Source organism: Sinorhizobium glycinis, assembly GCF_001651865.1.
GTDB lineage: Bacteria > Pseudomonadota > Alphaproteobacteria > Rhizobiales > Rhizobiaceae > Sinorhizobium > Sinorhizobium glycinis.
Genome location: NZ_LPUX01000068.1, coordinates 84,664 through 107,356, shown reverse-complemented (window position 1 = coordinate 107,356; position 22,693 = coordinate 84,664). Strand labels below are relative to the sequence as shown.

21 protein-coding genes are annotated in these 22,693 nt (G+C 62.4%); 9 read left to right on the top strand and 12 right to left on the bottom strand.

Annotation, left to right across the window (positions count from 1 at the left end; all coding sequences use genetic code 11):
- The first annotated feature begins 88 nt into the window (after positions 1 to 88).
- Both AU381_RS26955 and AU381_RS26950 read left to right on the top strand, forming a co-directional pair.
- Positions 89 to 334 (top strand): zinc-finger domain-containing protein, encoded by a 246-nt coding sequence (locus AU381_RS26955; protein ID WP_014764220.1) that lies wholly within the window; start codon positions 89 to 91, stop codon positions 332 to 334.
- Positions 335 to 362: 28 nt separating this feature from the next.
- Positions 363 to 1,544 carry an FAD-dependent monooxygenase gene (locus AU381_RS26950; RefSeq protein WP_064244661.1) on the top strand — a complete coding sequence of 394 codons (1,182 nt, stop codon included), beginning with the start codon at positions 363 to 365 and terminating at the stop codon, positions 1,542 to 1,544.
- Positions 1,545 to 1,588: 44 nt separating this feature from the next.
- On the opposite strand, the gene AU381_RS26945 is transcribed toward AU381_RS26950, so the two are convergent.
- A complete protein-coding gene (locus tag AU381_RS26945) occupies positions 1,589 to 2,776 on the bottom strand; it encodes a cystathionine beta-lyase (protein ID WP_064244660.1) in 1,188 nt (395 codons plus the stop codon).
- A gap of 340 nt (positions 2,777 to 3,116) precedes the next feature.
- Here AU381_RS26945 and AU381_RS26940 point away from each other — a divergent pair, with 340 nt between their 5' ends.
- From AU381_RS26940 to AU381_RS26925, 4 genes are all read left to right on the top strand, one after another.
- Complete coding sequence (locus AU381_RS26940; protein ID WP_064244659.1) at positions 3,117 to 4,142, top strand: amino acid ABC transporter substrate-binding protein; 1,026 nt, start codon at positions 3,117 to 3,119, stop codon at positions 4,140 to 4,142.
- Between the two features lie 91 nt (positions 4,143 to 4,233).
- Positions 4,234 to 5,427: an amino acid ABC transporter permease gene (locus AU381_RS26935; protein WP_064244658.1), complete on the top strand. Its 1,194-nt coding sequence runs from the start codon at positions 4,234 to 4,236 to the stop codon at positions 5,425 to 5,427.
- 4 nt (positions 5,428 to 5,431) lie between these two features.
- Complete coding sequence (locus AU381_RS26930) at positions 5,432 to 6,586, top strand: amino acid ABC transporter permease (protein WP_064244657.1); 1,155 nt, start codon at positions 5,432 to 5,434, stop codon at positions 6,584 to 6,586.
- 13 nt (positions 6,587 to 6,599) lie between these two features.
- Positions 6,600 to 7,376, top strand: a complete 777-nt coding sequence (locus AU381_RS26925; RefSeq protein ID WP_064244656.1) for an amino acid ABC transporter ATP-binding protein — start codon at positions 6,600 to 6,602, stop codon at positions 7,374 to 7,376.
- Between the two features lie 210 nt (positions 7,377 to 7,586).
- Here the strand turns inward: AU381_RS26925 and AU381_RS26920 are convergent, their stop codons facing one another.
- The gene (locus tag AU381_RS26920; protein ID WP_064244655.1) at positions 7,587 to 8,480 is read right to left on the bottom strand and encodes a dihydrodipicolinate synthase family protein; all 894 of its coding nucleotides are present in this window, start codon (positions 8,478 to 8,480) and stop codon (positions 7,587 to 7,589) included.
- Positions 8,481 to 8,570: 90 nt separating this feature from the next.
- Here AU381_RS26920 and AU381_RS26915 point away from each other — a divergent pair, with 90 nt between their 5' ends.
- A complete protein-coding gene (locus AU381_RS26915; RefSeq protein ID WP_064244654.1) occupies positions 8,571 to 9,188 on the top strand; it encodes a GntR family transcriptional regulator in 618 nt (205 codons plus the stop codon).
- A gap of 171 nt (positions 9,189 to 9,359) precedes the next feature.
- On the opposite strand, the gene AU381_RS26910 is transcribed toward AU381_RS26915, so the two are convergent.
- The 5 genes from AU381_RS26910 to cysG all read right to left on the bottom strand — a co-directional run bounded on the left by AU381_RS26910 (position 9,360) and on the right by cysG (position 14,318).
- Positions 9,360 to 10,172, bottom strand: coding sequence for a ferredoxin--NADP reductase (locus tag AU381_RS26910; RefSeq protein WP_064244653.1), 813 nt, complete (start codon positions 10,170 to 10,172; stop codon positions 9,360 to 9,362).
- Positions 10,173 to 10,317: 145 nt separating this feature from the next.
- The gene (locus tag AU381_RS26905) at positions 10,318 to 10,815 is read right to left on the bottom strand and encodes a DUF934 domain-containing protein (protein ID WP_064244790.1); all 498 of its coding nucleotides are present in this window, start codon (positions 10,813 to 10,815) and stop codon (positions 10,318 to 10,320) included.
- A gap of 26 nt (positions 10,816 to 10,841) precedes the next feature.
- Positions 10,842 to 12,515, bottom strand: coding sequence for a nitrite/sulfite reductase (locus tag AU381_RS26900; RefSeq protein ID WP_064244652.1), 1,674 nt, complete (start codon positions 12,513 to 12,515; stop codon positions 10,842 to 10,844).
- A gap of 14 nt (positions 12,516 to 12,529) precedes the next feature.
- Positions 12,530 to 12,847, bottom strand: coding sequence for a DUF2849 domain-containing protein (locus AU381_RS26895; RefSeq protein ID WP_064244651.1), 318 nt, complete (start codon positions 12,845 to 12,847; stop codon positions 12,530 to 12,532).
- A 10-nt stretch (positions 12,848 to 12,857) separates the two neighbouring features.
- Entirely contained in the window at positions 12,858 to 14,318 is a 1,461-nt protein-coding gene (gene cysG / locus AU381_RS26890) for a siroheme synthase CysG (RefSeq protein ID WP_064244650.1), read from the bottom strand.
- Positions 14,319 to 14,547: 229 nt separating this feature from the next.
- Between cysG and AU381_RS26885 the strand changes: the two genes are divergently transcribed.
- Positions 14,548 to 15,135, top strand: a complete 588-nt coding sequence (locus AU381_RS26885; RefSeq protein WP_064244649.1) for a deaminase — start codon at positions 14,548 to 14,550, stop codon at positions 15,133 to 15,135.
- Between the two features lie 4 nt (positions 15,136 to 15,139).
- On the top strand, positions 15,140 to 15,973 hold the full coding sequence (mazG, locus tag AU381_RS26880; RefSeq protein ID WP_064244648.1) for a nucleoside triphosphate pyrophosphohydrolase: 834 nt from the start codon (positions 15,140 to 15,142) through the stop codon (positions 15,971 to 15,973).
- A 298-nt stretch (positions 15,974 to 16,271) separates the two neighbouring features.
- Here the strand turns inward: mazG and hflX are convergent, their stop codons facing one another.
- From hflX to AU381_RS26855, 5 genes are all read right to left on the bottom strand, one after another.
- Entirely contained in the window at positions 16,272 to 17,594 is a 1,323-nt protein-coding gene (gene hflX / locus AU381_RS26875) for a GTPase HflX (protein ID WP_064244647.1), read from the bottom strand.
- Positions 17,595 to 17,675: 81 nt separating this feature from the next.
- On the bottom strand, positions 17,676 to 17,918 hold the full coding sequence (hfq, locus tag AU381_RS26870) for an RNA chaperone Hfq (protein WP_003535434.1): 243 nt from the start codon (positions 17,916 to 17,918) through the stop codon (positions 17,676 to 17,678).
- Between the two features lie 107 nt (positions 17,919 to 18,025).
- Positions 18,026 to 18,889: a D-amino-acid transaminase gene (locus AU381_RS26865; RefSeq protein WP_064244646.1), complete on the bottom strand. Its 864-nt coding sequence runs from the start codon at positions 18,887 to 18,889 to the stop codon at positions 18,026 to 18,028.
- Positions 18,890 to 18,950: 61 nt separating this feature from the next.
- Positions 18,951 to 20,315 (bottom strand): two-component system response regulator NtrX, encoded by a 1,365-nt coding sequence (gene ntrX, locus AU381_RS26860; RefSeq protein ID WP_064244645.1) that lies wholly within the window; start codon positions 20,313 to 20,315, stop codon positions 18,951 to 18,953.
- Positions 20,305 to 22,623, bottom strand: a complete 2,319-nt coding sequence (locus AU381_RS26855) for a sensor histidine kinase NtrY-like (RefSeq protein WP_244520158.1) — start codon at positions 22,621 to 22,623, stop codon at positions 20,305 to 20,307. Before AU381_RS26855 ends, ntrX begins: the two co-directional genes overlap by 11 nt.
- Between the last annotated feature and the right edge of the window lie 70 nt (positions 22,624 to 22,693).

Sequence of the window (22,693 nt, the reverse complement as noted above, 5' to 3'; positions counted from 1 at the left end):
GCGTCGTGATTGCCGCTACACATTTGTGCCGAAGCTCACTATGGTGCCGGCAAAATCGACACCAGACTTGCATTCATCGGAGTACGACATGGCCGGCCACAGCATCCCCCATTTCCAGAATGACGGCGGGCACCGGGTCATCGAGATCGGGGTCAAGGAATTCATGTGCACCGGCGCATCCGTTCCCTTCGATCACCCCCATATCTTCATCGACATGGGCGACGACAACGAGAAGGTCTGCTCCTATTGCTCGACGCTCTATCGCTACAATTCGAGCCTGAAGGCGACTGAAACAATCCCGCCGGGCTGTCTCTTCGAGACCAAGGCTGCCTGACCTCCCTGCCTCCGCCGGCGCGACGTCGATGCAAGACTCTGTTCCGGTCGCGATCGTCGGCGCCGGCATCGCCGGCCTGACAACGGCCCTGTGCCTGGCACGGCAAGGCCTTGCTACGGATATCTTCGAGAACGCGGACGCGCTGAACGAAGTGGGCGCGGGTCTGCAGTTGTCGCCGAACGCCTCGCGCATCCTGATCGAACTCGGCCTGCTCCCTGCCCTTGAGGACGTGTGGAGCCAGCCGGACTCGATCGCGCTCGTCGACGGGCGCACGCTGCGACCGCTGGCGGAGGTGCCGGCCGGTGCGAATGCGCGCAGCCGCTGGGCGGCCCCCTATGGGGTCCTGCACCGCGCCAGTCTGCAGAAAATACTTCTGGACGCCGTCCAGTCGGAGCCATGCTGCCGCCTTCATTTGGGAAGGCGCGTCGAAGGTGACCCGGTGGCTTCGGTTGCCGCAGCGACGGGACGCCGCCCGACGGTGGTCGTCGGCGCCGACGGCATCTGGTCGCAGGTAAGAGCCGCCATTCCCGGCGCGGGCGCCGTCCGGTTTTCCGGCAATATCGCCTGGCGGCTGTTGCTGCCGCGTGCCGAAGCATCCGCCTGCCTGTCGCCAAATCGCGTCACGGCCTTCCTCGGGCCGGAAGCGCACCTCGTCGCCTACCCGCTTCGTGAAACCGACGGCTTCAATCTAGTCGCGATCATTGGCGGCAAGCCGACCGAGACAGCCTGGATAGGTCAGGATTCGGAGGAGCGACGACGGGAATTCGTCGCCGCTTTCGAAGACTGGCATCGCGACTTGCGTTCGATGATCGAAAACGCCGCGGCGGCCACCTATTGGCCCTTGTGCGTCGTCGATGACGGGGCCTGGCACAATTGGCGCGACATTGTCCTCATCGGGGATGCCGCCCATGCGATGACGCCCTTTGCTGCCCAAGGTGCCGCAATGGCGATCGAGGATGCCAGCGAGCTCGCGCGTTGCCTTGCGGCATTCCCCGACGCTCCGGCCGCGTTTGCGCGCTACGAGCACGCGCGAAGGGCACGAATCGCGCGGGTCCGCAAACGCGCCGCTTTCAATCGATTCGCCTATCACGCTCGCGGCCCTGTTCGCACCGCGCGAAACATTGTCCTCGCATTGAAGGGGCCCGAGGCGCTCGCGGCCGACCTCGACTGGCTTTATGGATACGGCGCTTTCGGACACAAGAGGGGCTGAGCGCAGGCAGAAAATCCTAGCCGCCTGCGCCCCAACCTCATCGCTCAGACCGCATTGGCCGCCGCCAGACCTGCTTCAACGTCGCGGCGCAGGTCGGCGACATCTTCAAGACCGATCTGCAATCGAATGACGGGACCTTCTGATGGAGCCTTGGCGACCCTGCGATCGGAAAGGTTCGCATGAAGCGCGAGGCTCTCGAAGCCGCCCCAGGAATAGCCGAGGCCGAAGAACGAGAGCGCATCGAGGAAGGCATGCGCCTTCGCCTTGCCTGTTTCGGGTTCAGCCTTCAGGACAAATGAGAAGATGCCGCTCGCCCCGCCAAAGTCGCGCTTCCAGAGCTCGTGTCCAGGGAAGCTCGGCAGCGCCGGATGCAGCACACGCGCGACCTCTTCGCGGCTTTCGAGCCAACGGGCAATCGCCATCGCGCTTTCCTGGTGGCGTTCGAGGCGAATACCCATGGTCCGAAGGCCGCGCAGTATCTGGTAGCTGTCGTCCGGCGAGACGCAGACACCGAGCGTCACCATCGCCTCGGTCAGAGCCGGCCAATGCGCCGCGTTGGCCGAAACGGTTCCGAGCAGCACGTCCGAATGCCCGGACGGGTATTTCGTCGCCGCGTGGATGGAGACGTCGACGCCGTGGTCGAGGGGGCGGAAGTAGAGTGGCGTTGCCCAGGTGTTGTCCATTGTGACGACGCAGCCGTGGCGGTGGGCAGTATCTGCAATCGCCCGGATATCCTGCATCTCGAATGTGTTCGAGCCGGGCGCCTCGGTGTGTACCAGCCGCGTGTTCGGCCTGATCAGGCTTTCAATGGCTGCACCGATCATCGGATCGTAATATTCGATCGTGACGCCAAGTCGGCTAAGCATCGTGTCGCAGAAATGCCGGGTCGGGTAATAGACCGAATCGACGATCAGGGCGTGATCGCCCGAGGAGAGATAGGCAAGGAAGGGCACCGTGACCGCAGCCAGCCCCGAAGGGACGAGGATCGTGCCGGCCGCTCCCTCGAGCTCGTTGATTGCGTCGCAGAGCGCATCGGTCGTCGGCGTGCCGCGCGTGCCGTAGGTGTATTTCTGCGCCCGCGTCTCCATGGTCCTCGCGTTCGGAAAAAGCACGGTGGAGGCGCGGACCACCGGCGGGTTGACGAATCCATGGAAGTCGGAAGGCTTGTTGCCGGTGTGCGCGAGGCGGGTGTTGATCCCGATCTCTCCTGGCGCGCTCTTTTTCTCTGCCATTGAATGAATCCGCGGTTGAAAAACTCGATGCGAACTCATCGGACGCGGCAGAGGTGGGGTCAAGGGGAAATTCGACACCGAGGTACTGATCCCTCCAAAACGCGCAAACTGGCAGTTTTTTGTTCAGGATCGGCCAATTTCCAGCAAAATCTGCATAAACTTCTGGCGAGTTTTCAGTTTTTCACATGGAAAATCAGAAAATCGGCAACATCTCTTGACCCTCATGGATTTTGAGCATGAGATAGATTGCACTCATGCCAGGAGGGTGGCTGAGGCTGCACGCGCCGACAGAACGCACGGTGCAGACGGGAACTTACAACAACCGAAAAGGTTCAAAAAAATGGCAAGAAGAATTCTGACAGCTCTTTTTGGCGCTGCTGTCATGGGGATTGGCGCACACGCGGCATCGGCCGCGACCCTTGACGACGTGAAGGCCAAGGGCTTTGTCCAGTGCGGCGTGAACACCGGCCTCGCCGGTTTCGCAGCCCCTGACGCTTCCGGCAACTGGAGCGGTTTCGACGTCGACTATTGCAAGGCGATCGCTGCAGCAGTTTTCGGCGATGCCACGAAAGTGAAGTACACGCCGACCTCCGCGAAGGAGCGCTTCCCGGCGCTGCAGTCCGGCGAGGTCGACGTCCTCGCCCGCAACACGACCTGGACCATCAACCGCGACACGGCCCTCGGCTTCAACTTCCGCCCAGTCAATTACTATGACGGCCAGGGCTTCATGGTCCGCAAGGGCCTCAACGTGAAGTCCGCGCTCGAACTCTCCGGCGCAGCCGTCTGCGTCCAGACCGGCACCACGACCGAGCTGAACCTCGCCGACTACTTCAAGACCAACAACCTGCAGTACAATCCGGTCGTCTTCGAGAAGCTCGAGGAAGTGAACGCCGCTTATGACGCAGGCCGTTGCGACGTCTACACCACCGACCAGTCCGGCCTCTATTCGCTGCGCCTCACCCTCTCGAAGCCGGATGACCACATGATCCTCCCGGAGATCATCTCCAAGGAGCCGCTCGGTCCCGCCGTCCGCCAGGGTGACGACCAGTGGTACGACATCGTCAGCTGGGTTCACTATGCCCTGATCCAGGCCGAGGAATTCGGCGTCACCCAGGCGAATGTCGAAGAGATGAAGAAGTCGCCGAACCCTGACGTTCAGCGCTTCCTCGGCGTCGAAGCCGACAGCAAGATCGGCACGGACCTCGGGCTGACCAACGAGTGGGCGGTCAACATCATCAAGGCCGTCGGCAACTATGGCGAAGTCTTCGACCGCAACATCGGTGCCGGCAGCCCGCTGAAGATCGAGCGCGGCCTGAACGCACTGTGGAACAAGGGCGGCATCCAGTACGCTCCGCCGGTTCGCTGATCCGTTTGACTCTGCCGGAGGAGCGGGATTCCGCTCCTCCGTTTCAACAATAAGAACGCCCATAAGGGCGGATTGGGGAAAGAGGCATTGTATGGCCATTGGCGTCACGAACGCGCCTGAGAGAAGCAAATCCTCGGGGTCGATCATCAACGATCCTCAGGTGCGCGGCATATTCTACCAGGCAATCACCATCATCATTCTCGCGGTTCTCATCTATTGGATCGTCGACAACACCACCGAGAACCTGAGGCGCGCGAACATCGCATCGGGATACGATTTCCTGAGAAGCCGCGCCGGTTTCGACGTCGGACAGTCGCTGATTTCGTTCACCAGCGATTCCACCTACGGCCGCGCTTTGGTGGTCGGCTTCCTCAACACATTGCTTGTTGCCATCACCGGCATCATCACGGCGACTGTCATCGGATTCATCGTCGGTATCGGACGTCTCTCGCACAACTGGATCATTGCCAAGCTGTCGCTCGCCTATGTCGAGGTATTCCGCAACATCCCGCCGTTGCTCGTTATCTTCTTCTGGTACAGCGGCGTTCTGGCGATCCTGCCGCAGGCACGTGATGCCCTTGCCCTGCCCCTCGATATTTACGTGAGCAATCGCGGCGTCGCCTTTCCCAGCCCCATTCCGGGAGAGGGTGCGCAGTACACGCTCCTCGCCTTCCTGATTGCCGTCGCTGCGAGTTTCTTCGTCGCCCGTTATGCGCGCCAGAAGCAGATGGCGACCGGCCAACGCTTTCCCGTCCTGTGGACCGTGCTCGGGCTGATCATCGGCCTGCCGCTCGTGACATTTTTGGTAACAGGCGCACCGCTCACCTTCGACGTGCCCGTCGCCGGCAAATTCAATCTGACCGGCGGCTCGGTGGTCGGACCGGAATTCATGTCGCTCTTCCTGGCCTTGTCCTTCTATACGGCTGCGTTCATCGCCGAGATCGTCCGGGCTGGTATTCGCGGCGTTTCGAAGGGACAAACCGAAGCGGCCCATGCACTTGGCATCCGCCCCCGGCTGACGACGCGGCTGGTGATCGTCCCGCAGGCGATGCGAATCATCATCCCGCCGCTGACCAGCCAATATCTCAACCTCACCAAGAACTCGTCGCTGGCCGTCGCCGTCGGCTATGCGGACCTGGTCGCCGTTGGCGGCACGATCCTCAACCAGACCGGTCAGTCGATCGAAGTGGTGAGCATCTGGCTCATCGTCTATCTCAGCCTGAGCCTCGCGACCTCGCTGTTCATGAACTGGTACAACGCTCGAATGGCGCTGGTGGAGAGGTGAGATCATGAGCACGAATCAAGCAGCTTTTGTCCGCTCCGCCATAATCGAAGCCTCGCCTGCCCCGGCACTGGAAAGCGGCGTTATCTCCTGGTTGCGGAAGAATCTTTTCGCCACGCCGAAGGATACTGCCCTGACGATTATCAGCCTGCTCATCCTGGCCTGGCTGGTGCCGCCGGCGATCCAGTGGCTCTTCATCGATGCCGCCTGGACGGGTGGCGGTCGCGGCGTCTGCGCCACGATCTCACAGGGCGGTTCCCAGCCGGAAGGCTGGAGCGGCGCCTGCTGGGCCTTCGTCAACGCGAAATTCGACCAGTTCGTCTATGGCCGCTATCCGCTCGAAGAACGGTGGCGTCCGGCGATTGTCGGCATCCTGTTCGTCTTGTTCCTGGTGCCGATGCTGATCCCCAAGGTTCCGTACAAGGGCCTGAACGCGATTCTCTTGTTTATCGCGCTGCCGATCATCGCCACCATCCTGCTTCCCGGCGGCTGGTTCGGCATCATCTATGTCGAGACGGCGCTCTGGGGCGGCCTCATGGTCACCTTGGCCCTGTCCTTCGTCGGCATTGCGGTTTCGTTGCCGCTGGGCATTCTGCTGGCGCTCGGCCGGCGGTCCGACATGCCGGTGATCAAGATGCTCTGCACGGTCTTCATCGAGATGGTGCGTGGAGTTCCGCTGATCACAGTGCTGTTCATGGCCAGCGTCATGCTGCCGCTGTTCCTGCCGCAGGGCGTGACTTTCGACAAATTCCTGCGTGCGCTCATCGGCGTGTCGCTGTTCGCTTCCGCCTATATGGCAGAAGTGGTGCGCGGCGGCCTGCAGGCTATTCCGAAGGGACAGTATGAGGGCGCCGATTCGCTGGGTCTCAGCTATTGGCAGAAGATGGGCCTCATCGTCCTGCCGCAGGCGCTGAAGCTGGTGATCCCGGGGATCGTCAACACCTTCATCGGCCTGTTCAAGGACACGTCGCTCGTTTCGATCATCGGCATGTTCGACCTGCTCGGCATCGTCCGCCTGAACTTCACCGACACGAACTGGGCGACCGCGGTAACGCCGCTGACCGGCCTGATCTTCGCGGGCTTCGTATTCTGGCTTTTCTGCTTCGGCATGTCGCGCTATTCAGGCTTCATGGAACGCCTGCTCGACAAGAGCCAACGATAAAAAGGGGAAACATATGGCAAACGCTGCCACTGCATCGAAAATGGCCGTCTCGACAACGGATGTCGCCATCGAAATCACCAACATGAACAAGTGGTATGGTGACTTCCACGTGTTGCGCGATATCAATCTCCGGGTCATGCGCGGCGAGCGCATCGTCATTGCCGGCCCGTCCGGCTCCGGCAAGTCGACAATGATCCGCTGCATCAACCGCCTCGAGGAGCACCAGAAGGGCAAGATCGTCGTCGATGGCATCGAGCTCACCAACGACCTGAAGAAGATCGACGAAGTGCGCCGCGAGGTCGGCATGGTGTTCCAGCACTTCAACCTCTTCCCGCATCTGACGATTCTCGAAAACTGCACGCTCGCGCCGATCTGGGTGCGCAAGATGCCGAAGAAGGAAGCGGAGGAAATCGCCATGCATTTCCTCAAGCGCGTCAAGATCCCCGAGCAGGCGCTGAAATATCCGGGCCAGCTCTCCGGCGGTCAGCAGCAGCGCGTCGCTATCGCCCGCTCGCTGTGCATGCGGCCGAAGATCCTGCTCTTCGACGAGCCGACCTCGGCCCTCGACCCGGAAATGGTCAAGGAAGTGCTCGACACCATGGTCTCCCTCGCCGAAGAAGGCATGACGATGCTCTGCGTCACTCACGAGATGGGTTTTGCGCGCCAGGTCGCCAACCGCGTCATCTTCATGGACCAGGGCCAGATCGTCGAACAGAACTCGCCGGCCGAGTTCTTCGACAATCCGCAGCACGAGCGCACCAAACTGTTCCTGAGCCAGATACTGCACTGATCTCGGAGCGTAGTTTCCAACGCAAACGGCCCGCCTGAACAGGCGGGCCGTTTTCAGTTCAGAGACCGTGATTTAATTGCCCCTCACCCCAACCCTCTCGACGCCGGGGGAGACGGGACCTGGGTCGCGCCACGAGTCCCTTCTCCCCATCAAAATGGGGAGAAGGTGGCGGCAGCCGGATGAGGCGCCGCCGCTGGTACAATATCCAGCTTAGAAAGCCGGCAGCGCCGGACGCTTGGCAAGTGCCGCTTCGATAATTCCTTCGACCCGCTGACGTTCGGCACCGGCGAGCGGCAGCCGCGGCGCACGGACCCGATCATTGGAATCGATCGCGAAGACCTCGGCGAGCTTGATGTTCTGGACGAGATTGGTGGAGACGTCGAGATCGAGCAGCGGACGGAACCAGCGGTATATCGCCCTCGCCTCTTCGAGGCGCCCCGCCTGGACCAGCTTCCAGATCGCAACCGTCTCCTTCGGGAAGGCAACGACGAGGCCGGCGACCCAGCCATGGGCGCCCATCAGCAGGCTTTCGAGCGCCAGATTGTCGACGCCGGTGAAGCAGTCGAAACGCTCGCCGAAGCGGGTCAGAACGTCGGTGACGCGACGGATATCGTCGGTCGATTCCTTCATCGCGACGACAAGCTCATTCTTGGCCAGTTCGTCGAACATCGAGAGCGTGACATCAACGCCGTAGGCGACCGGGTTGTTATAAACCATGATCGGCAGCCCGCCCGCGGCAGCGACCGCCTGAACGTGGGCGAGCGTCTCGGCGGGGGCCGATTTATAGGGCACGCCCGGCAGAACCATAAGGCCGTCGGCGCCGGCCTTGGCGGCCGCCCTTGCCGCCGCTTCGCCGCGGCGCGTGGCACTTTCGCATATGGTCATCAGCACCGGCTTGCCGCCGGCGACCGACTTGGCGATCTTGAGGATGTCGATCTTTTCTTCCGCCTCCAGCGTCATGTTCTCGCCGAGCGAGCCGCAGACGATCATCCCATCGACATCCGCCTCGAACTGCAGCGCGAAGCAGCGCTCCATCTCGGCCTTGTCGAGGTCGCCCTCAGTCGTGAATTTCGTCGTTACTGCCGGAAATACGCCGCGCCACATGGCAAGCCTCCTTTGTGTGATATATCAGCTTACTTGCCACGATTTCGGAACTGTGTCAATCTCTGATATATCACAAGCACAAGGACGTTCATGTCATCTCAATCCCAGGCCCACCTCGCCTATCTGGCGCTCGAACGCCTTATCGTCACCTTGAAGCTGAAGCCGGGAACGCTCGTCACCGAACGGCAGCTCTTGGAACTCGCCAACCATGGCCGCACGCCGGTCCGGGAGGCGATCCAGAAACTCGCCTGGCAGGGCCTGATCGAGGTTCGCCCGCGGGTCGGCCTTGAGATCAGCCGCATCCGACCGGACGACCGGATTCATGTGATGCAGACGCGCCAACAGCTTGAACCGTTGGCGGCAGCCCTTGTGGCGGAGCATGCGACCGCCGAGACCCGTCAGGTGATAAGCGACTGCAGGCAACAGATGGCCGACTGTGCCGGGCGTAGCGACCTTGAGGGCTTTCTGATAGCCGACAAGGTGTTCGACGAGGTGATGGAAGAGGCTTGTCCGAACCGGTTTCTGACGGCGGCGCTGGCACCGCTGCAGACCCATGCGCGTCGCATCTGGTTCGCGTCCGCCTCGCCGGAGAAGATGAAAGGATCGGTGGAGCGCCACGTGAAGGTGATGCGCGCGATCGAGACGGCCGACGCTGCCGGCGCTGCCGCCTCCATGTCTCAGCTGATGGATTATCTCGCCGACGGCTAATGCATGTCGGCCAAAAGTGCGTAGCGGTTTTGCATAAGAACAATGTCCTAAAGCGCGCCGCGTGAATACGTTTAATGCGACGCGCTTTGGGCCGCTTTGCCGCGGCGCGCCGACCAAACGAAAAGAGGCGCATCACCCGATGCACCTCCCGTTCCGATCAGATTGGCTTCGTCAGCCGACGAATGCGCGCTCGATGACGAATTCGGCCGGCTTGTTGTTGGCCCCCTCGGTCAGACCCGCTGCCTCGAGGATCTCCTTGGTGTCCTTGAGCATGGCCGTCGAGCCGCAGATCATGCCGCGGTCGATCGCCGGGTCGAGCGGCGGCAGGCCAAGGTCGGCGAAGAACTTGCCGTTCGTCATCAGATCGGTGATCCGGCCCTTGAAGGGATAGTCTTCGCGCGTCACCGTCGCATAGTGGCGCAGCTTGTCGCCGACGATTTCGTTCAGGAACTCGTGATTGCGGATTTCATCCACGAGATCGAAGCCGTATTTCAGTTCCGCCACGTCGCGGCAGGTATGGGTGAGGATGACCTCCTCGAACTTCTCGTAGGTCTCCGGATCGCGCATCAGGCTCGCAAAGGGAGCAATGCCCGTGCCGGTCGAGAACATGTAGAGCCTACGGCCGGGCACCAGCGCGTCGAGCACCAGCGTGCCCGTCGGCTTCTTGCGCATCAGCACCTGGTCACCCGGCTTGATCGTCTGCAGATGCGAGGTCAGCGGACCGTCCGGCACCTTGATCGAGAAGAATTCCAGTTCCTCGTCCCAGGCGGGGCTTGCGATCGAATAGGCACGATAGACCGGCTTGTCGCCGACCATCAGGCCGATCATCGCGAACTCGCCGGAGCGGAAGCGAAACTCCTGCGGGCGCGTCATGCGAAAGCGGAAGAGCCGGTCCGTATAGTGTTCGACGCTCGTGACCGTTTCGGCGAAGACACCCGCCGGTGCCTGTACCGCGAACTCTTCCTTTTTTGCCGGCGCATTCATCGTGGCTTCAGTCCTGTAATGGTGAGGCTTTTTATCAACTACGAGCGGATATTCCAAGCCTTGGCAGATTGAAAGGAATTCCCTTCCAAATATAGGCGCTTTCGAGCATTTCGGCTTGCTTCACACTGTCGCGGCCTCGTTTTTTTTACGAGACCCGTCGCCAGCTGTAGGATTTGGCGTCGGTCGACGGTTTTGCCGTCGGCTGATAATGGTTGGCGATGCCCGGCAGGCGCGCTTCCGAGAGCCTCTTGATTGCCGTCGCATTCGTCACCGCGAAACTGTCGATGCCACACCGCAGCATCAGCGGGATCTGGTCGATCAGCACGTCACCGACGGCGCGGACCTCGCCTTGAAAGCCCAGCCGGCTGCGCAGCAGCGAAGCGTGGCTGAAGGCGCGCCCGTCATTGAAGGCGGGGAAGGCCAGCGCCACCAGGGCGATCTGGCCGAGATGCGGCGCCAGGCGTGTCACATCGTCCGCAGGAGCGATCAGGACACCCAGGCCCAAGGCTCCAGTCGCCGCCTGTTCCAGGAAGGCGTCGAGGCCGAGGATCGCTTTCTCGTTCGAGCCGGCCTTGGTCTCTTCGGTTTCGACGACCCACGGGTCGTCGTTCACGAAGCCGCTCTCATTCCAGATTTTCGTCATCTTCTCAAATCCTTGTGCCGCTTCGTTCACGCGGCTTCCTGGGCGCCGCCACCGTAAAGCGCATCCTTGAAAGGCTGCGGCCCGACGCGGCGATAGGCTTCGAGGAAGGTCTCCGACTTGTCGCGGCGCAGGCCAAGATAAGTGTCGACGATCGTCTCCACCGCGTCCGTTACCTTCTCCGGCTCGAAGCCACGGCCGATGATCTCGCCGATCGAGGTGTTCTCGTCGCCGGAGCCGCCGAGCGTGATCTGATAGAGCTCGGCGCCCTTCTTCTCCACGCCCAGGAGGCCGATATGGCCGACATGGTGGTGACCGCAGGCATTGATGCAGCCCGAGATCTTGATCTTCAGCTCGCCGATTTCGGCCTGCCGCTCGAACGAGCCGAAGCGGTTGGAAATCTCCTGCGCCACGGGGATCGAGCGCGCGTTGGCAAGCGCGCAGTAGTCGAGCCCGGGACAGGCGATGATATCCGTGATGAGGCCCGCATTGGCGGTCGCGAGGCCCGCGGCAACCAGCGCACGGTAGACCGGTTCCAGGTCTGCCAGCGCCACATGCGGCAGGATCAGGTTCTGTTCGTGGCTGACGCGGATCTCGTCGAAGGCATATTCCTCGGCGATATCGGCCACGACGTCCATCTGGCTGTCGGTCGCGTCGCCCGGAATTCCGCCGATCGGCTTCAGCGAGATCGTCACCATGCCATAGTCCGGATGCTTGTGCGGCTGGACGTTCTGGTGGACCCACTGAGCGAATCCGTCATCGGCCTTCTTCCAGCGGGCCAGATTGCCCCAGCCTTCCGCACGGTTCGGCAGCGCCGGCGGCGCGAAATAGGAGGCGATCGCCTGGATGTCGGCGTCGGGCAGCTTCAGTTCGGTATCCTTGAGGCTGGCGAATTCGACCTCGACCTGACGGGCCAGTTCCTCCGCGCCGGTCTCGTGCACGAGGATCTTGATGCGCGCCTTGTACTTGTTGTCGCGTCGGCCATGGAGGTTGTAAACGCGCATGATCGCCGTCGTGTAGGAAAGCAGATCCTCTTCCGGCAGGAAGTCGCGGATCTTCTTGGCGATCATCGGCGTGCGGCCCTGTCCACCGCCGACATAGACCGCAAAGCCGAGCTTGCCGTTGTCGTCCTTCTTCAGATGCAGGCCGATGTCATGCACCTGGATGGCGGCGCGGTCGCGCTCGGCGCCGGTGACGGCGATCTTGAACTTGCGCGGCAGGAACGAGAACTCCGGATGGACGCTCGACCATTGCCGCAGGATCTCCGCATAGGGGCGCGGATCGGCGACCTCGTCCGCCGCCGCACCGGCGAAATGGTCCGCCGTGACGTTGCGTATGCAGTTGCCGGAGGTCTGCAGCGCGTGCATTTCGACGCTTGCCAGATCCTTCAGGATGTCCGGCGTGTCGGAAAGGCGCGGCCAGTTGTACTGGATGTTCTGCCGCGTGGTGAAATGACCATAGCCGCGGTCGTATTTACGGGCGATATGGGCGAGCATGCGCATCTGGCGGCTCGACAGTGTGCCGTAGGGAATGGCGACGCGGAGCATGTAGGCGTGAAGCTGCAGGTAGACGCCGTTCATCAGGCGCAGCGGCTTGAAGGCATCCTCGGCCAGTTCACCGGACAGTCGCCGCTGGACCTGGTCGCGGAACTGCTCGACGCGTGCGGATACGAAGGCGTGATCGAATTCGTCGTAACGGTACATGGAAGCTCAGGTCCTCAGGCAGCAAAGTTCTTGGGGCCGGCAAGCCCGTGATATCCGGGGGCATAGGCGATCGACGGGCCTTCCGCGCGGATCCGCTCACGCATGCGAAGCGGCCGGAGTATGCCGTCTACTTCTTCCACGTCAACGACATTGACATCGACGACCTTGTTGTCGGCGAAAGCGGCTTTGCCGGTTGCCTCGAGGGCGGCGACGGCCTCCGCATGACGGGCGATGAAGGCCTCCTGCAGCGACTCCACCCAGTTGCCGGAGGCGTCGAGCCAGACGGAAATGCCATCCGCCAAGCGATTTGCCGTCAAAACCTTGCTCACCATCACGTCATCCTCAGTTCAAAATCTGTTCGGCGCGTTTCGCGCCGGAAGTCTCGCCTGCATCGGCATTATGGCGCCGGGCGGCAGCGAGCGGCTCCGACCGATCAAAATTTGCGCCGGCGACCGCGTCGCCGATAATCACCATGACCGGGCCGTCGAGCTCCGTCCGGTTCTCGAGATCCGGCAGTTCACGAAGGATGCCGTGCAGCAAGCGCCGCTCGGCGCGGCTGGCATTCTCGATGACGGCCACGGTCGTCTCTGCCGGCAGTCCGGCCTGCATCAGCCGGCTCGCGACCGAAGCGGCCACCGTGCGCCCCATATAAACAGCGATCGTCGCGCCGGAAACGGCAAGCCGCGCCCAGTCGGGAAGTACGTCGCCGGCGAGATCGTGACCGGTCGTGAAGACCAGCGACGATGCGACGCCGCGCAGCGTCAGCGGCAGTTCGAAATCCGCCGCGGCGGCAAAGGCCGAGGTGATGCCGGGGACGATCTCGTAGGTCACGCCGGCCTCGCGCAGGGCGGCCATCTCCTCGCCGGCGCGGCCGAAGATCAGCGGATCGCCGGATTTCAACCGCACGACGCGCTTGCCTTCCTTGGCGAGCTTCACCAGCAGATGGTTGATCTCGTCCTGCGACTTGGTGTGGCATCCCTTGCGCTTGCCGACCGAAAGCCGCTCGGCATCGCGGCGGCCCATGTCGACGATCGCCTGCGGCACCAGCGCGTCATAGACGATGGCGTCCGCTTCCATCATCACCCGCTGCGCCCTCAGCGTCAGCAGATCCTCGGCACCCGGACCGGCACCGACCAGCCAGACATGCCCGGAAACGCGGTCGGCCGCATCCAGCAGCCGGGAGGCCACGCGACGGGCGGAAGCGAGATCGCCGAGCGCGACATGATCGGCCACCGGCCCCGAAAAGAAGCGCCGCCAGAAGATGCGGCGCGCCACGCCGCGTGGAATAAGCCGATCCACGGCCTCGCGGTAACTCGCGGCCAACGACGCGACTATGCCGAGCGAGGGCGACAGCAACTGGTCAATCTGCGCGCGGATCATTTGCGCCAGAACGGGCCCCGCTCCTTCCGTGCCGATCGCAACGGCGACCGGTGCGCGGTTGACGAGCGCCGGCGTCAGAAAATCGCAATAGTCCGGCTGGTCGACGGCGTTCGCAGGGATCTTGCGCTCGCGGGCTGCAGTGACGATCACCCGGTCGGCAGCCGCATCGCCGGTCGCCGCAAAGACCAGTACGGCGCCTTCGACCTGGTGATCGGCAAAGGGTTCGCGAACCGTCTCGATATTCTTTTCCTTCAGGAAAGCCTCGAACGCCGGCTCCGGCTGATCCGCATAGGCGAGGATGCGCGCTTCGGTGTTCAGCAGCAGCCGCACCTTGGCGAAGGCCTCGTCCCCATTGCCGAACACCGCCACGCTCTTCTGCGCGACGCGAAAGAAAGCCGGGAAAACGGACAGTTGCTGCGACATATCGAGGGGGCGGCTCCTTCTACAGGCTGCGGCGAATATCCCTCATAGCGCCCGACAATTGAAGAAACAGAAATTTCTATGGCTTTCAGGCCACGTATTGTTTTGCTCGACAGCCAAACTTTTTGAGCAAATATCTCCGGAGGAAGAGCGCAGACCCTGGGCGCCGGCCATTGCGCCAGCCGCCGAACCTCCGTTAAATGCCCGGCAGAAACGGGCGGGAGAGTGCGACATGAGGCAAGCCGAACTGGCAGAACGCCTGCTGACGGTCATCGAGAAGAACATATTGCCCCTAACGGAAAAGGGCGTGGCGGCCGGCAACAAGGTGTTCGGTGCGGCGATCCTGCGCAAGTCCGATCTCTCGCTGGTGTTGGCCGAGACGAACAACGAGACTAAGAACCCGCTGTGGCATGGTGAGGTGCACACGCTGAAGCGCTTCTACGAGATGGCGGAGAAGCCCGACACGCGCGACTTGGTCTTCCTGTCGACCCATGAGCCCTGCTCCATGTGCCTCTCCGCGATTACCTGGGCCGGCTTCGACAATTTCTACTACTTCTTCAGCCATGAGGATTCACGAGACAGTTTCTCGATCCCGCACGACCTGAAGATCCTCAAGGAGGTCTTCCGCCTTGAGCCCGGCGGCTATGCCCGGGAAAATGCGTTCTGGAAATCGGCGTCAATCGCAGCGCTCATGCAGGATGCGGATCCGGAAACGCGGACGCGGCTTGCGGCCCAGGACGCCCGCATCCGCGGATACTACGACCGCCTGTCGGAAGCCTATCAGGCGGGCAAGGACAACAACGCCATACCGCTGAATTGAACCGATGGAACCTTCTCGCGATATTCAACGCCTCATCGATATCATGGCCGCGCTTCGCGACCCGAAGACCGGCTGTCCCTGGGATATCGTCCAGACCTTCGAGACGATCAAGCCCTACACGATCGAAGAAGCCTACGAGGTCGCCGACGCGATCGAGCGCCATGACATGGACGATCTCTGCGACGAGCTCGGCGATCTGCTGCTTCAGGTGGTTTATCACGCGCAGATGGCGGAAGAGGCTGGCGAATTCTCCTTCGGTGATGTCGTCGAAGCCGTCACCCGCAAGATGATCCGCCGCCATCCGCATGTCTTTGCCCGCTCCGACGCCGACACGCCCGAGGCGGTCAAGCTGCAATGGGACGAGATCAAGCAGGCCGAGAAAGCCGACCGGCACGCGCGCCGCATCCGGCGCGGTCTGCCTCAGGAGGAGCACTCCGGCCATCTGGGTTCAGTGCAGCGCAGCTTTCCCGCCCTGGTCGAAGCTTTAAAGCTTCAGGAGCGCGCCGCGAAGGTTGGCTTCGACTGGTCGGAGCCCGCACCGATCCTCGACAAGGTCGAGGAGGAAATCGGCGAATTGCGGCAGGCGCTGAAAGAGGGCGACCGGCGGAAGGTCGCCGACGAACTCGGCGACCTGATCTTCGCGCTCGTCAATGTCGGCCGCCATATCGGCAGCGACCCCGAAATGGCGCTGCGCGGCACCAACACCAAATTCCGGCGCCGGTTCAGCCATATCGAACAGGAACTCAATGCGGGCGGCGAGACGCTGGATGCGGCATCGCTGGAGCGCATGGAAGAACTATGGCAGGCGGCAAAGGCGATCGAAAGGCAGTTGACGTAGCGGCATGCCGTTAGGCGATGCTCCCCACCAACTGTCATCCTCGGGCTTGACCCGAGGATCCATGCACAAGTCCTACCAAGCGTTCCTGCAGTCCGGAGTCATATTCTCGATGACCTCGATTTCGCCATTGCCGCGCACCATCGTCTGAGCGACTTCTCGTGTTGAATGTCAGTACCGAACTGCAGATGCTCTTGTGACTGGATCCTCGGGTCAAGCCCGAGGATGACGGAGTGTGGGAAGAGCCGTCACCCCAAGCAAACGGCGCTGTCGACTGTGGAGAGGATTGGCATCGTTGCTCTCACCAATCCTCTGCAACTGGTTTCGGCCCATTGCCGAGCCGCCTCTCGAGTTCGACGGTTTCGCTCTCCGTCAGACGCAGGTCGAGACTGACACGGCCGTCTTCGAGGTCTTCGCGCCCATCGACGATCGCATGTTCGTAGACCCAGGGCAGCAATTGCAACTGATCCAGGCCGAGCACGATGGTGCACTCGGTCATGACGCCAGACAGGCGCTGGCCGATCTCGGCGAGCAGCTCGTCCACGCCTTCGCCGGTGATCGCCGAAACGGCGACGGTGTTGTCGGCGCTCGCCGCCTTCTTCACCAGCGCCTCGCGCACCTCCGGATCGAGCCTGTCGATCTTGTTCCAGACCTCGGCGATGCGCTCGGAGCCTTCCTTCTCGTCGATTCCGAGGTCGGCAAGAATGCGCAGCACGTCGCTCGCCTGCGCCTGATTGTCCGGGTCGGAGAGATCGCGTACATGCAGAATGAGGTCAGCCTCGAGCACCTCCTCCAGCGTCGCGCGGAAGGCCGCGACGAGATGCGTCGGCAGGTCGGAGATGAAGCCGACGGTGTCGGACAGGATGACCATTCGGCCATGCGGCAATTTCAAGCGCCGGAGCGTCGGATCGAGCGTGGCGAAGAGCATGTCCTCGGCCAGGACGCCGGCGCCAGTCATACGGTTGAAGAGCGTCGATTTGCCGGCGTTGGTGTAGCCGACGAGCGCGACGATCGGATGCGGCACCTTCTTGCGCTTCGAACGATGCAGCTGGCGCGTCCGCCGCACCTGTTCCAGCTCACGCTCCAGCCGAACGATCCTTTCCTGCAGAAGGCGGCGGTCCGCTTCGATCTGCGTCTCGCCCGGGCCGCCCATGAAGCCCGCGCCGCCGCGCTGGCGCTCAAGGTGAGTCCAGCTTCGAACCAGCCGGCCCTTCTGATAGTTGAGGTGCGCGAGATCGACCTGAAGCGTGCCCTCCTTGGTGGAGGCGCGCCGGCCGAAAATCTCGAGAATGAGGCCGGTGCGGTCGATGACCTTGGCGTTCCACTCCTTCTCGAGATTGCGCTGCTGCACCGGCGTCAGCGGATGATCGACGATGACCAGGCCCGCATCCTTCTCGTTCAGGATGTGGCCGATCTCCTCGATCTTGCCGCTGCCGAGCAAGGTGCCGGGCTTTGGCTGCGCGACGGGGACGACCGTGCCATGTACGACGTCAAGATCGATCGCGAGCGCAAGGCCGGTCGCCTCTTCCAGCCGGCTTTCGTCGGTGCGCGCGCTCGCGGCCGTCAACTCAGCAGCCGGCTTGCCCGTTCTCTTCAAGACCGGCACGACAACGACCGCGCGCATGTCATCGCGGCGCTTCTCAAGCTCCGGAATGATCGACGACGGCGATTTCGAATTGCGTTTGGTAATGGTCCTCAGGTCCCGTCAGGATGCGGCTTCCTCATTCTCGAACATCTGCAGAGGCTGGCCCGGCATGATGGTCGAGATGGCGTGCTTGTAGACGAGCTGAGAATGGCCGTCACGGCGCAACAGGACACAGAAATTGTCAAAAGATGTCACAACACCCGTCAGTTTCACGCCATTGATAAGGAAAATGGTCAATGAAATCTTTTGCTTGCGAACCGTATTAAGAAAGAGATCCTGCAAGTTCTGAGAACGTTCCGCCATCGCGCCGCTTCTTTCTTATTTGCCGGCTTTGGCGCCGGTGCATTTTGTCAAATTTGCGATCCGAAGTGTCACAGAAGCTTCCCCCCGACACCTCTTCAAGTTTGGTATCAAATCGGCGTCTTTTCCGCAACGTCGAAAAAGGCTTCACGAATATTCTGTGCTATGCTTCCTGGATGGCCGTTGCCGATCGTCTTTCCATCGATCGAAACGACCGGAAAACAGATGCTGGTCGCAGCCGTGATGAACACTTCCCGCGCGGCCATCATTTCGTCGACGGAAAAGGCCCTCTCCTCGATCTTCAAGCCGAGTGGCTTCGCCACATCCATCAGTGTCGTGCGCGTGATGCCGCGCAGGATGCCGTGCTCGGCCGGGCGGGTGCGCAACGTTCCCTCACCATCGACGATCCAGACATTCGTCGCCGCCCCTTCTTTGACCATGCGGTCCGCATCGACGAAGATCGCCTCTTGCGCGCCGAGCTCCTTCGCCTTTTGACGGGCGAGAACGTTTGGAAGCAGGCCCACCGACTTGATATCGACCCGGTCCCAACGGTTCTCCAGCACCGTAATCGCCGAGATGCCTTCGGCATTCTTCCTGGCGATCCCTGCCGCATCCGTGCGCTTGGCTGTCACGACGACAGAGGGCGGCGTGCCCTCAGCCGGGAACACGTGATCGCGCCGTGCAACCCCGCGCGTCACCTGAAGATAGAAGAGCCCGTTGCGGACCCGGTTCCGCCGCAGCACCTCGCGAATGACGTGGATCAGCGCGGCCCGGCTCATCGGCCAGTCCATTCTGAGTTCCGTTAGCGATCGGTCGAGGCGATCGAGATGGCGCCGAAGATCGACGATGAAGCCATGCCGGACCTCGCAAACCTCGTAGACGCCATCGGCGAACTGGTAGCCGCGATCTTCCACATGGACCGCGGCTTCGGAATGGCGCACATAGGCACCGTTGACGTAGGCAATTCTCGGCATCGGATTGGCGGCCCTCTGGATGCTTTTGCTGCAGCGGAGAACCGCCTCTCATACGTCCGGATCAGACACCCAGCGACTTCAGCTTGCGATGGAGTGCGGAACGTTCCATGCCGACGAATTCCGCCGTACGCGAGATGTTTCCGCCGAAGCGGTTGATCTGTGCAATCAGATAGTCCCGCTCGAACATTTCGCGGGCCTCGCGCAGCGGCAGCGTCATGATGTGCTGGTCGCCCTTGGCGGAAATCTTCGGCAGCGTGTCGCCCACCTCGTTCGGCAGCATATCGGCACTGATCGGCGTATCCGGCCCGTCGCTGCGGGCGAGGATCATCAGGCGTTCGATGTTGTTGCGCAACTGCCGGATATTGCCCGGCCAATCATGCGCCTGGAGCACGGCGAGCGCATCCTCGCCGATCTTGCGCGGCCGGATGCCGGCATGTTCGCTTACCTGACGCATGAACATGTCGACGAGGAACGGAATGTCTTCCCGCCGCTCGGCCAGCGCCGGAACGCGCACCGGGATCACAGCAAGCCGGTGATACAGGTCCTCCCGGAAGAGGCCCTCCGCGATCATGTTTTCGAGGTTGTAGGCGGTCGAGGAAATGATGCGGACGTCCACCTTGACCCGCTTCGAACCGCCGACCCGCTCGAACTGCTGATCGACGAGCACCCGCAGGATCTTGTTCTGCGTCTCGCGCGGCATTTCGCCGACCTCGTCGAGATAGAGGATGCCGCCGTGGGCCTCCTCCAGCGCGCCCGTGCGACGCGGCTGGCCTGCCGTGCCCTCGGTGCCGAACAGCGCAATCTCCATGCGGTCCGGCGTGATGGCGGCCGCATTCAAGGCAACGAAAGGACCGGTGGAACGCGTCGACTTGCGATGGATCATGCGCGCCACCAGCTCCTTGCCGGAGCCGGACGGTCCCTGGATCATGATGCGGCTGTTGGTCGGGGCGACCTTCTCGATCGTCTGACGCAGCTGCGAGACCGCGACCGAAGTGCCGATGAGCTCGACCGGATCGCCCGACCTCTTCTTCAACTCCGTCACCTCGCGCTTGAGCTTGGAGTTCTCGAGCGCCCGCTCGGCAATCAGGATAAGCCGGTCGGCCTTGAACGGCTTCTCGATGAAATCGTAAGCACCCCGCTTGATCGCGGAAACGGCAGTCTCGATGTTGCCGTGGCCGGAGATCATCACCACCGGCAGATCGGGGTGACGGCTCTTGATCTCGTCGAGCAGCGCCAGGCCGTCCAGTCGGCTGCCCTGCATCCAGATGTCCAGGAAGACGAGCCGCGGCACCCGATCGTTGATCGCCGCAAGCGCGCTGTCGCTGTCGAACGCCGTCCGCGTCTCATGACCCTCGTCCGACAGGATGCCCGAGACGATCTCGCGGATATCTTCCTCATCGTCCACAACCAGAATATCAGCCGCCATTGGTATTACCCTTGTCCTTCACAGTCTCGTCGCCCCCGGTTTCGCCGGCGGGCGGCAGGATCACGCGGATCATCGCCCCGACACCGCCGTCGAAATCCGCCGGTGCGTCGTGCAATTCCAATTGTCCGCCATGGTCCTCAATGATCTTCTTGACGATAGCGAGACCCAGCCCCGTGCCCTTCTCGCGCATCGTCATGTATGGCTCCAGAATCCGGTGCCGGTTTTCGGTGGGCAGCCCCTTGCCGTTGTCGATCACATCGACCACGAAGCGGCCGGTCACATCGTCGCGACGGCACCGAACCAAGATCGTCGGCGCACCACGCGCCGCCTCGGCGGGTACCGCCTCGATCGCCTCCACCGCATTCTTGACGATATTGCCAAACGCCTGGCCGAGCATGCGGCCGTCGAACTGCCCCTCGAGCGCCTCGTCGCCGAAATCGCGAATGAAGGTGATGTGGCTGTTGCCCATTTCGCGCAGGAAGACGGCGTCCTTGAGGATCGTGCGCAGGTCGGATTTTTCTTTCGTCGGTTTCGGCATTCGCGCAAAGGCCGAGAACTCGTCGACCATCCGGCCGATGTCTTCCACCTGGCGCACGATCGTATCGGTGCACTGGTCGAACACGGCCTTGTCCTCCTGGTCGATCTGCCTGCCGTAGCGCCGTTTCAGGCGCTCGGCCGAAAGCTGGATCGGCGTCAGCGGGTTTTTGATCTCGTGCGCGATGCGCCGGGCGACGTCCGCCCAGGCGGTCGAACGCTGGGCAATGACCAGATCGGTGATGTCGTCGATGGTGATCACGTAGGAGCCGTGCGAACCCTCGCCCTCCTCCCGGGTCACCTGGACGTTCAGGGTGCGCTCGGTTCCGCCGCGCATGATGTTGATCTGCTTGCGGTAGTCGTTGCGATAGCGGCTTTCCGCCTCGACCAGCACTTCCTCGATCTCCGGCGCCACGTCGCGAAGACTCGCGCCGAGCAGTCCCGGAGTCGATTTCCGCAGGAATTCCTCCGATGAGGGATTTGCGATCGTGATGCGACGGTCCCGCCCGACGCCGATCACGGCCGCCGTGACGCCGGAAAGCACCGCTTCGATGAAGCGGCGTCGCTGATCGACCTCGTCCTTGGCCACGAGGATCTGGTCCTGCTGTGTCCGGATTTCGCTGACCATCTTGTTGAAGGTGCGCGACAGGTTGCCGACGTCGCCATCGACGGCGCGCACCGGCACGACGACGTCGAGATTGCCGGAGGCGACGCTGTCTGCCGCGCCGATCAGTTGCCGGATCGGGCGGACGATGCGGTCCGCAACAGCGATAGCGGTCCAGATCGCAGCCAGGAGCACGATCAGCGCGAAGCCGATGTAGAGGACGCCAAAGGCGATCTGCAACGACGTGCGCCCCGCCTCGAGCGCCTTGTACTCGGCGGTGTTCTCCTCCATCAGGCGCATGGAGCGCATGACTTCGGGATCAACATTTCTGAGCGTATAGAGGTAGATGCCCGGAAAGTTCTCAAGTGGAACGACAGCTCCCACGAGGTTGGTGACGCCCGGGGGGATCAGCGTCGGCTGGCCGGCGACCGTGCTTTTCAACGCGTCCTGCGGGATGGCTGGCAAGGGTCGCTCGGTCGAGATGTTGGCCTGGAGGATGGCACTGCCGTCGGCGCGAACGAGGAAGGCGCCGAGCATGCCGCGTCCCCTCGCCTGGCGCGTCATCAGTTCGGTGAAGCCGGTGCGGTCGAGGGCGTAGAGCTGCCGGTTGCGCTCCAGGTCGTTGGCCATCGAGACCGTCTGCCCCTGCAGATAGCTGGCATTCTCCAGCACATAGGCCTGGGCAACATTCAGCGAGGAGCGAACGATCGCCTGGGTACGCAGCGAGAACCAGCGATCAAGGCCGACATCGAGGGTGATGCTGGCAAAAATCGCGACGAGGATGGCCGGCGTGATCGCGACGATCGAGAACAGCGCGACGATGCGCACATGCAGCCGCGCCGCCGCCCTTCCCTTGCTGCGGGCGCGAAGCAGCCTGATAATCTCGCGGGCGATCAGATAGATCAGCCCGACGACGAAGACGCCGTTGATGCCGGCGCAGGCAATGACGATGTTCCGCTCCGGCCGGACCGGTGTGAGGCCGAGAAGGACGAGCAGCGACAGGGTGGCGCAGACCAGCGCGCCGGTGGCCAGCATCAGGCCCGGGAACGCGAAGGAGGCCCGCCGATCCTGGGCAGCCGCAACACCCTCCTCCGTGCCCAATGGCAAGGCCATCCCATCCACCATGAAAAAAGCTTCCCCCAAAACCGGCGCCCCCGAAGACACCGGCACCCGCCTGCAATTCCCGACCAAGGTGTTGAACGTGCCTCGGCCCCGGACGGGCGCCGGCATGCGCCGCTTC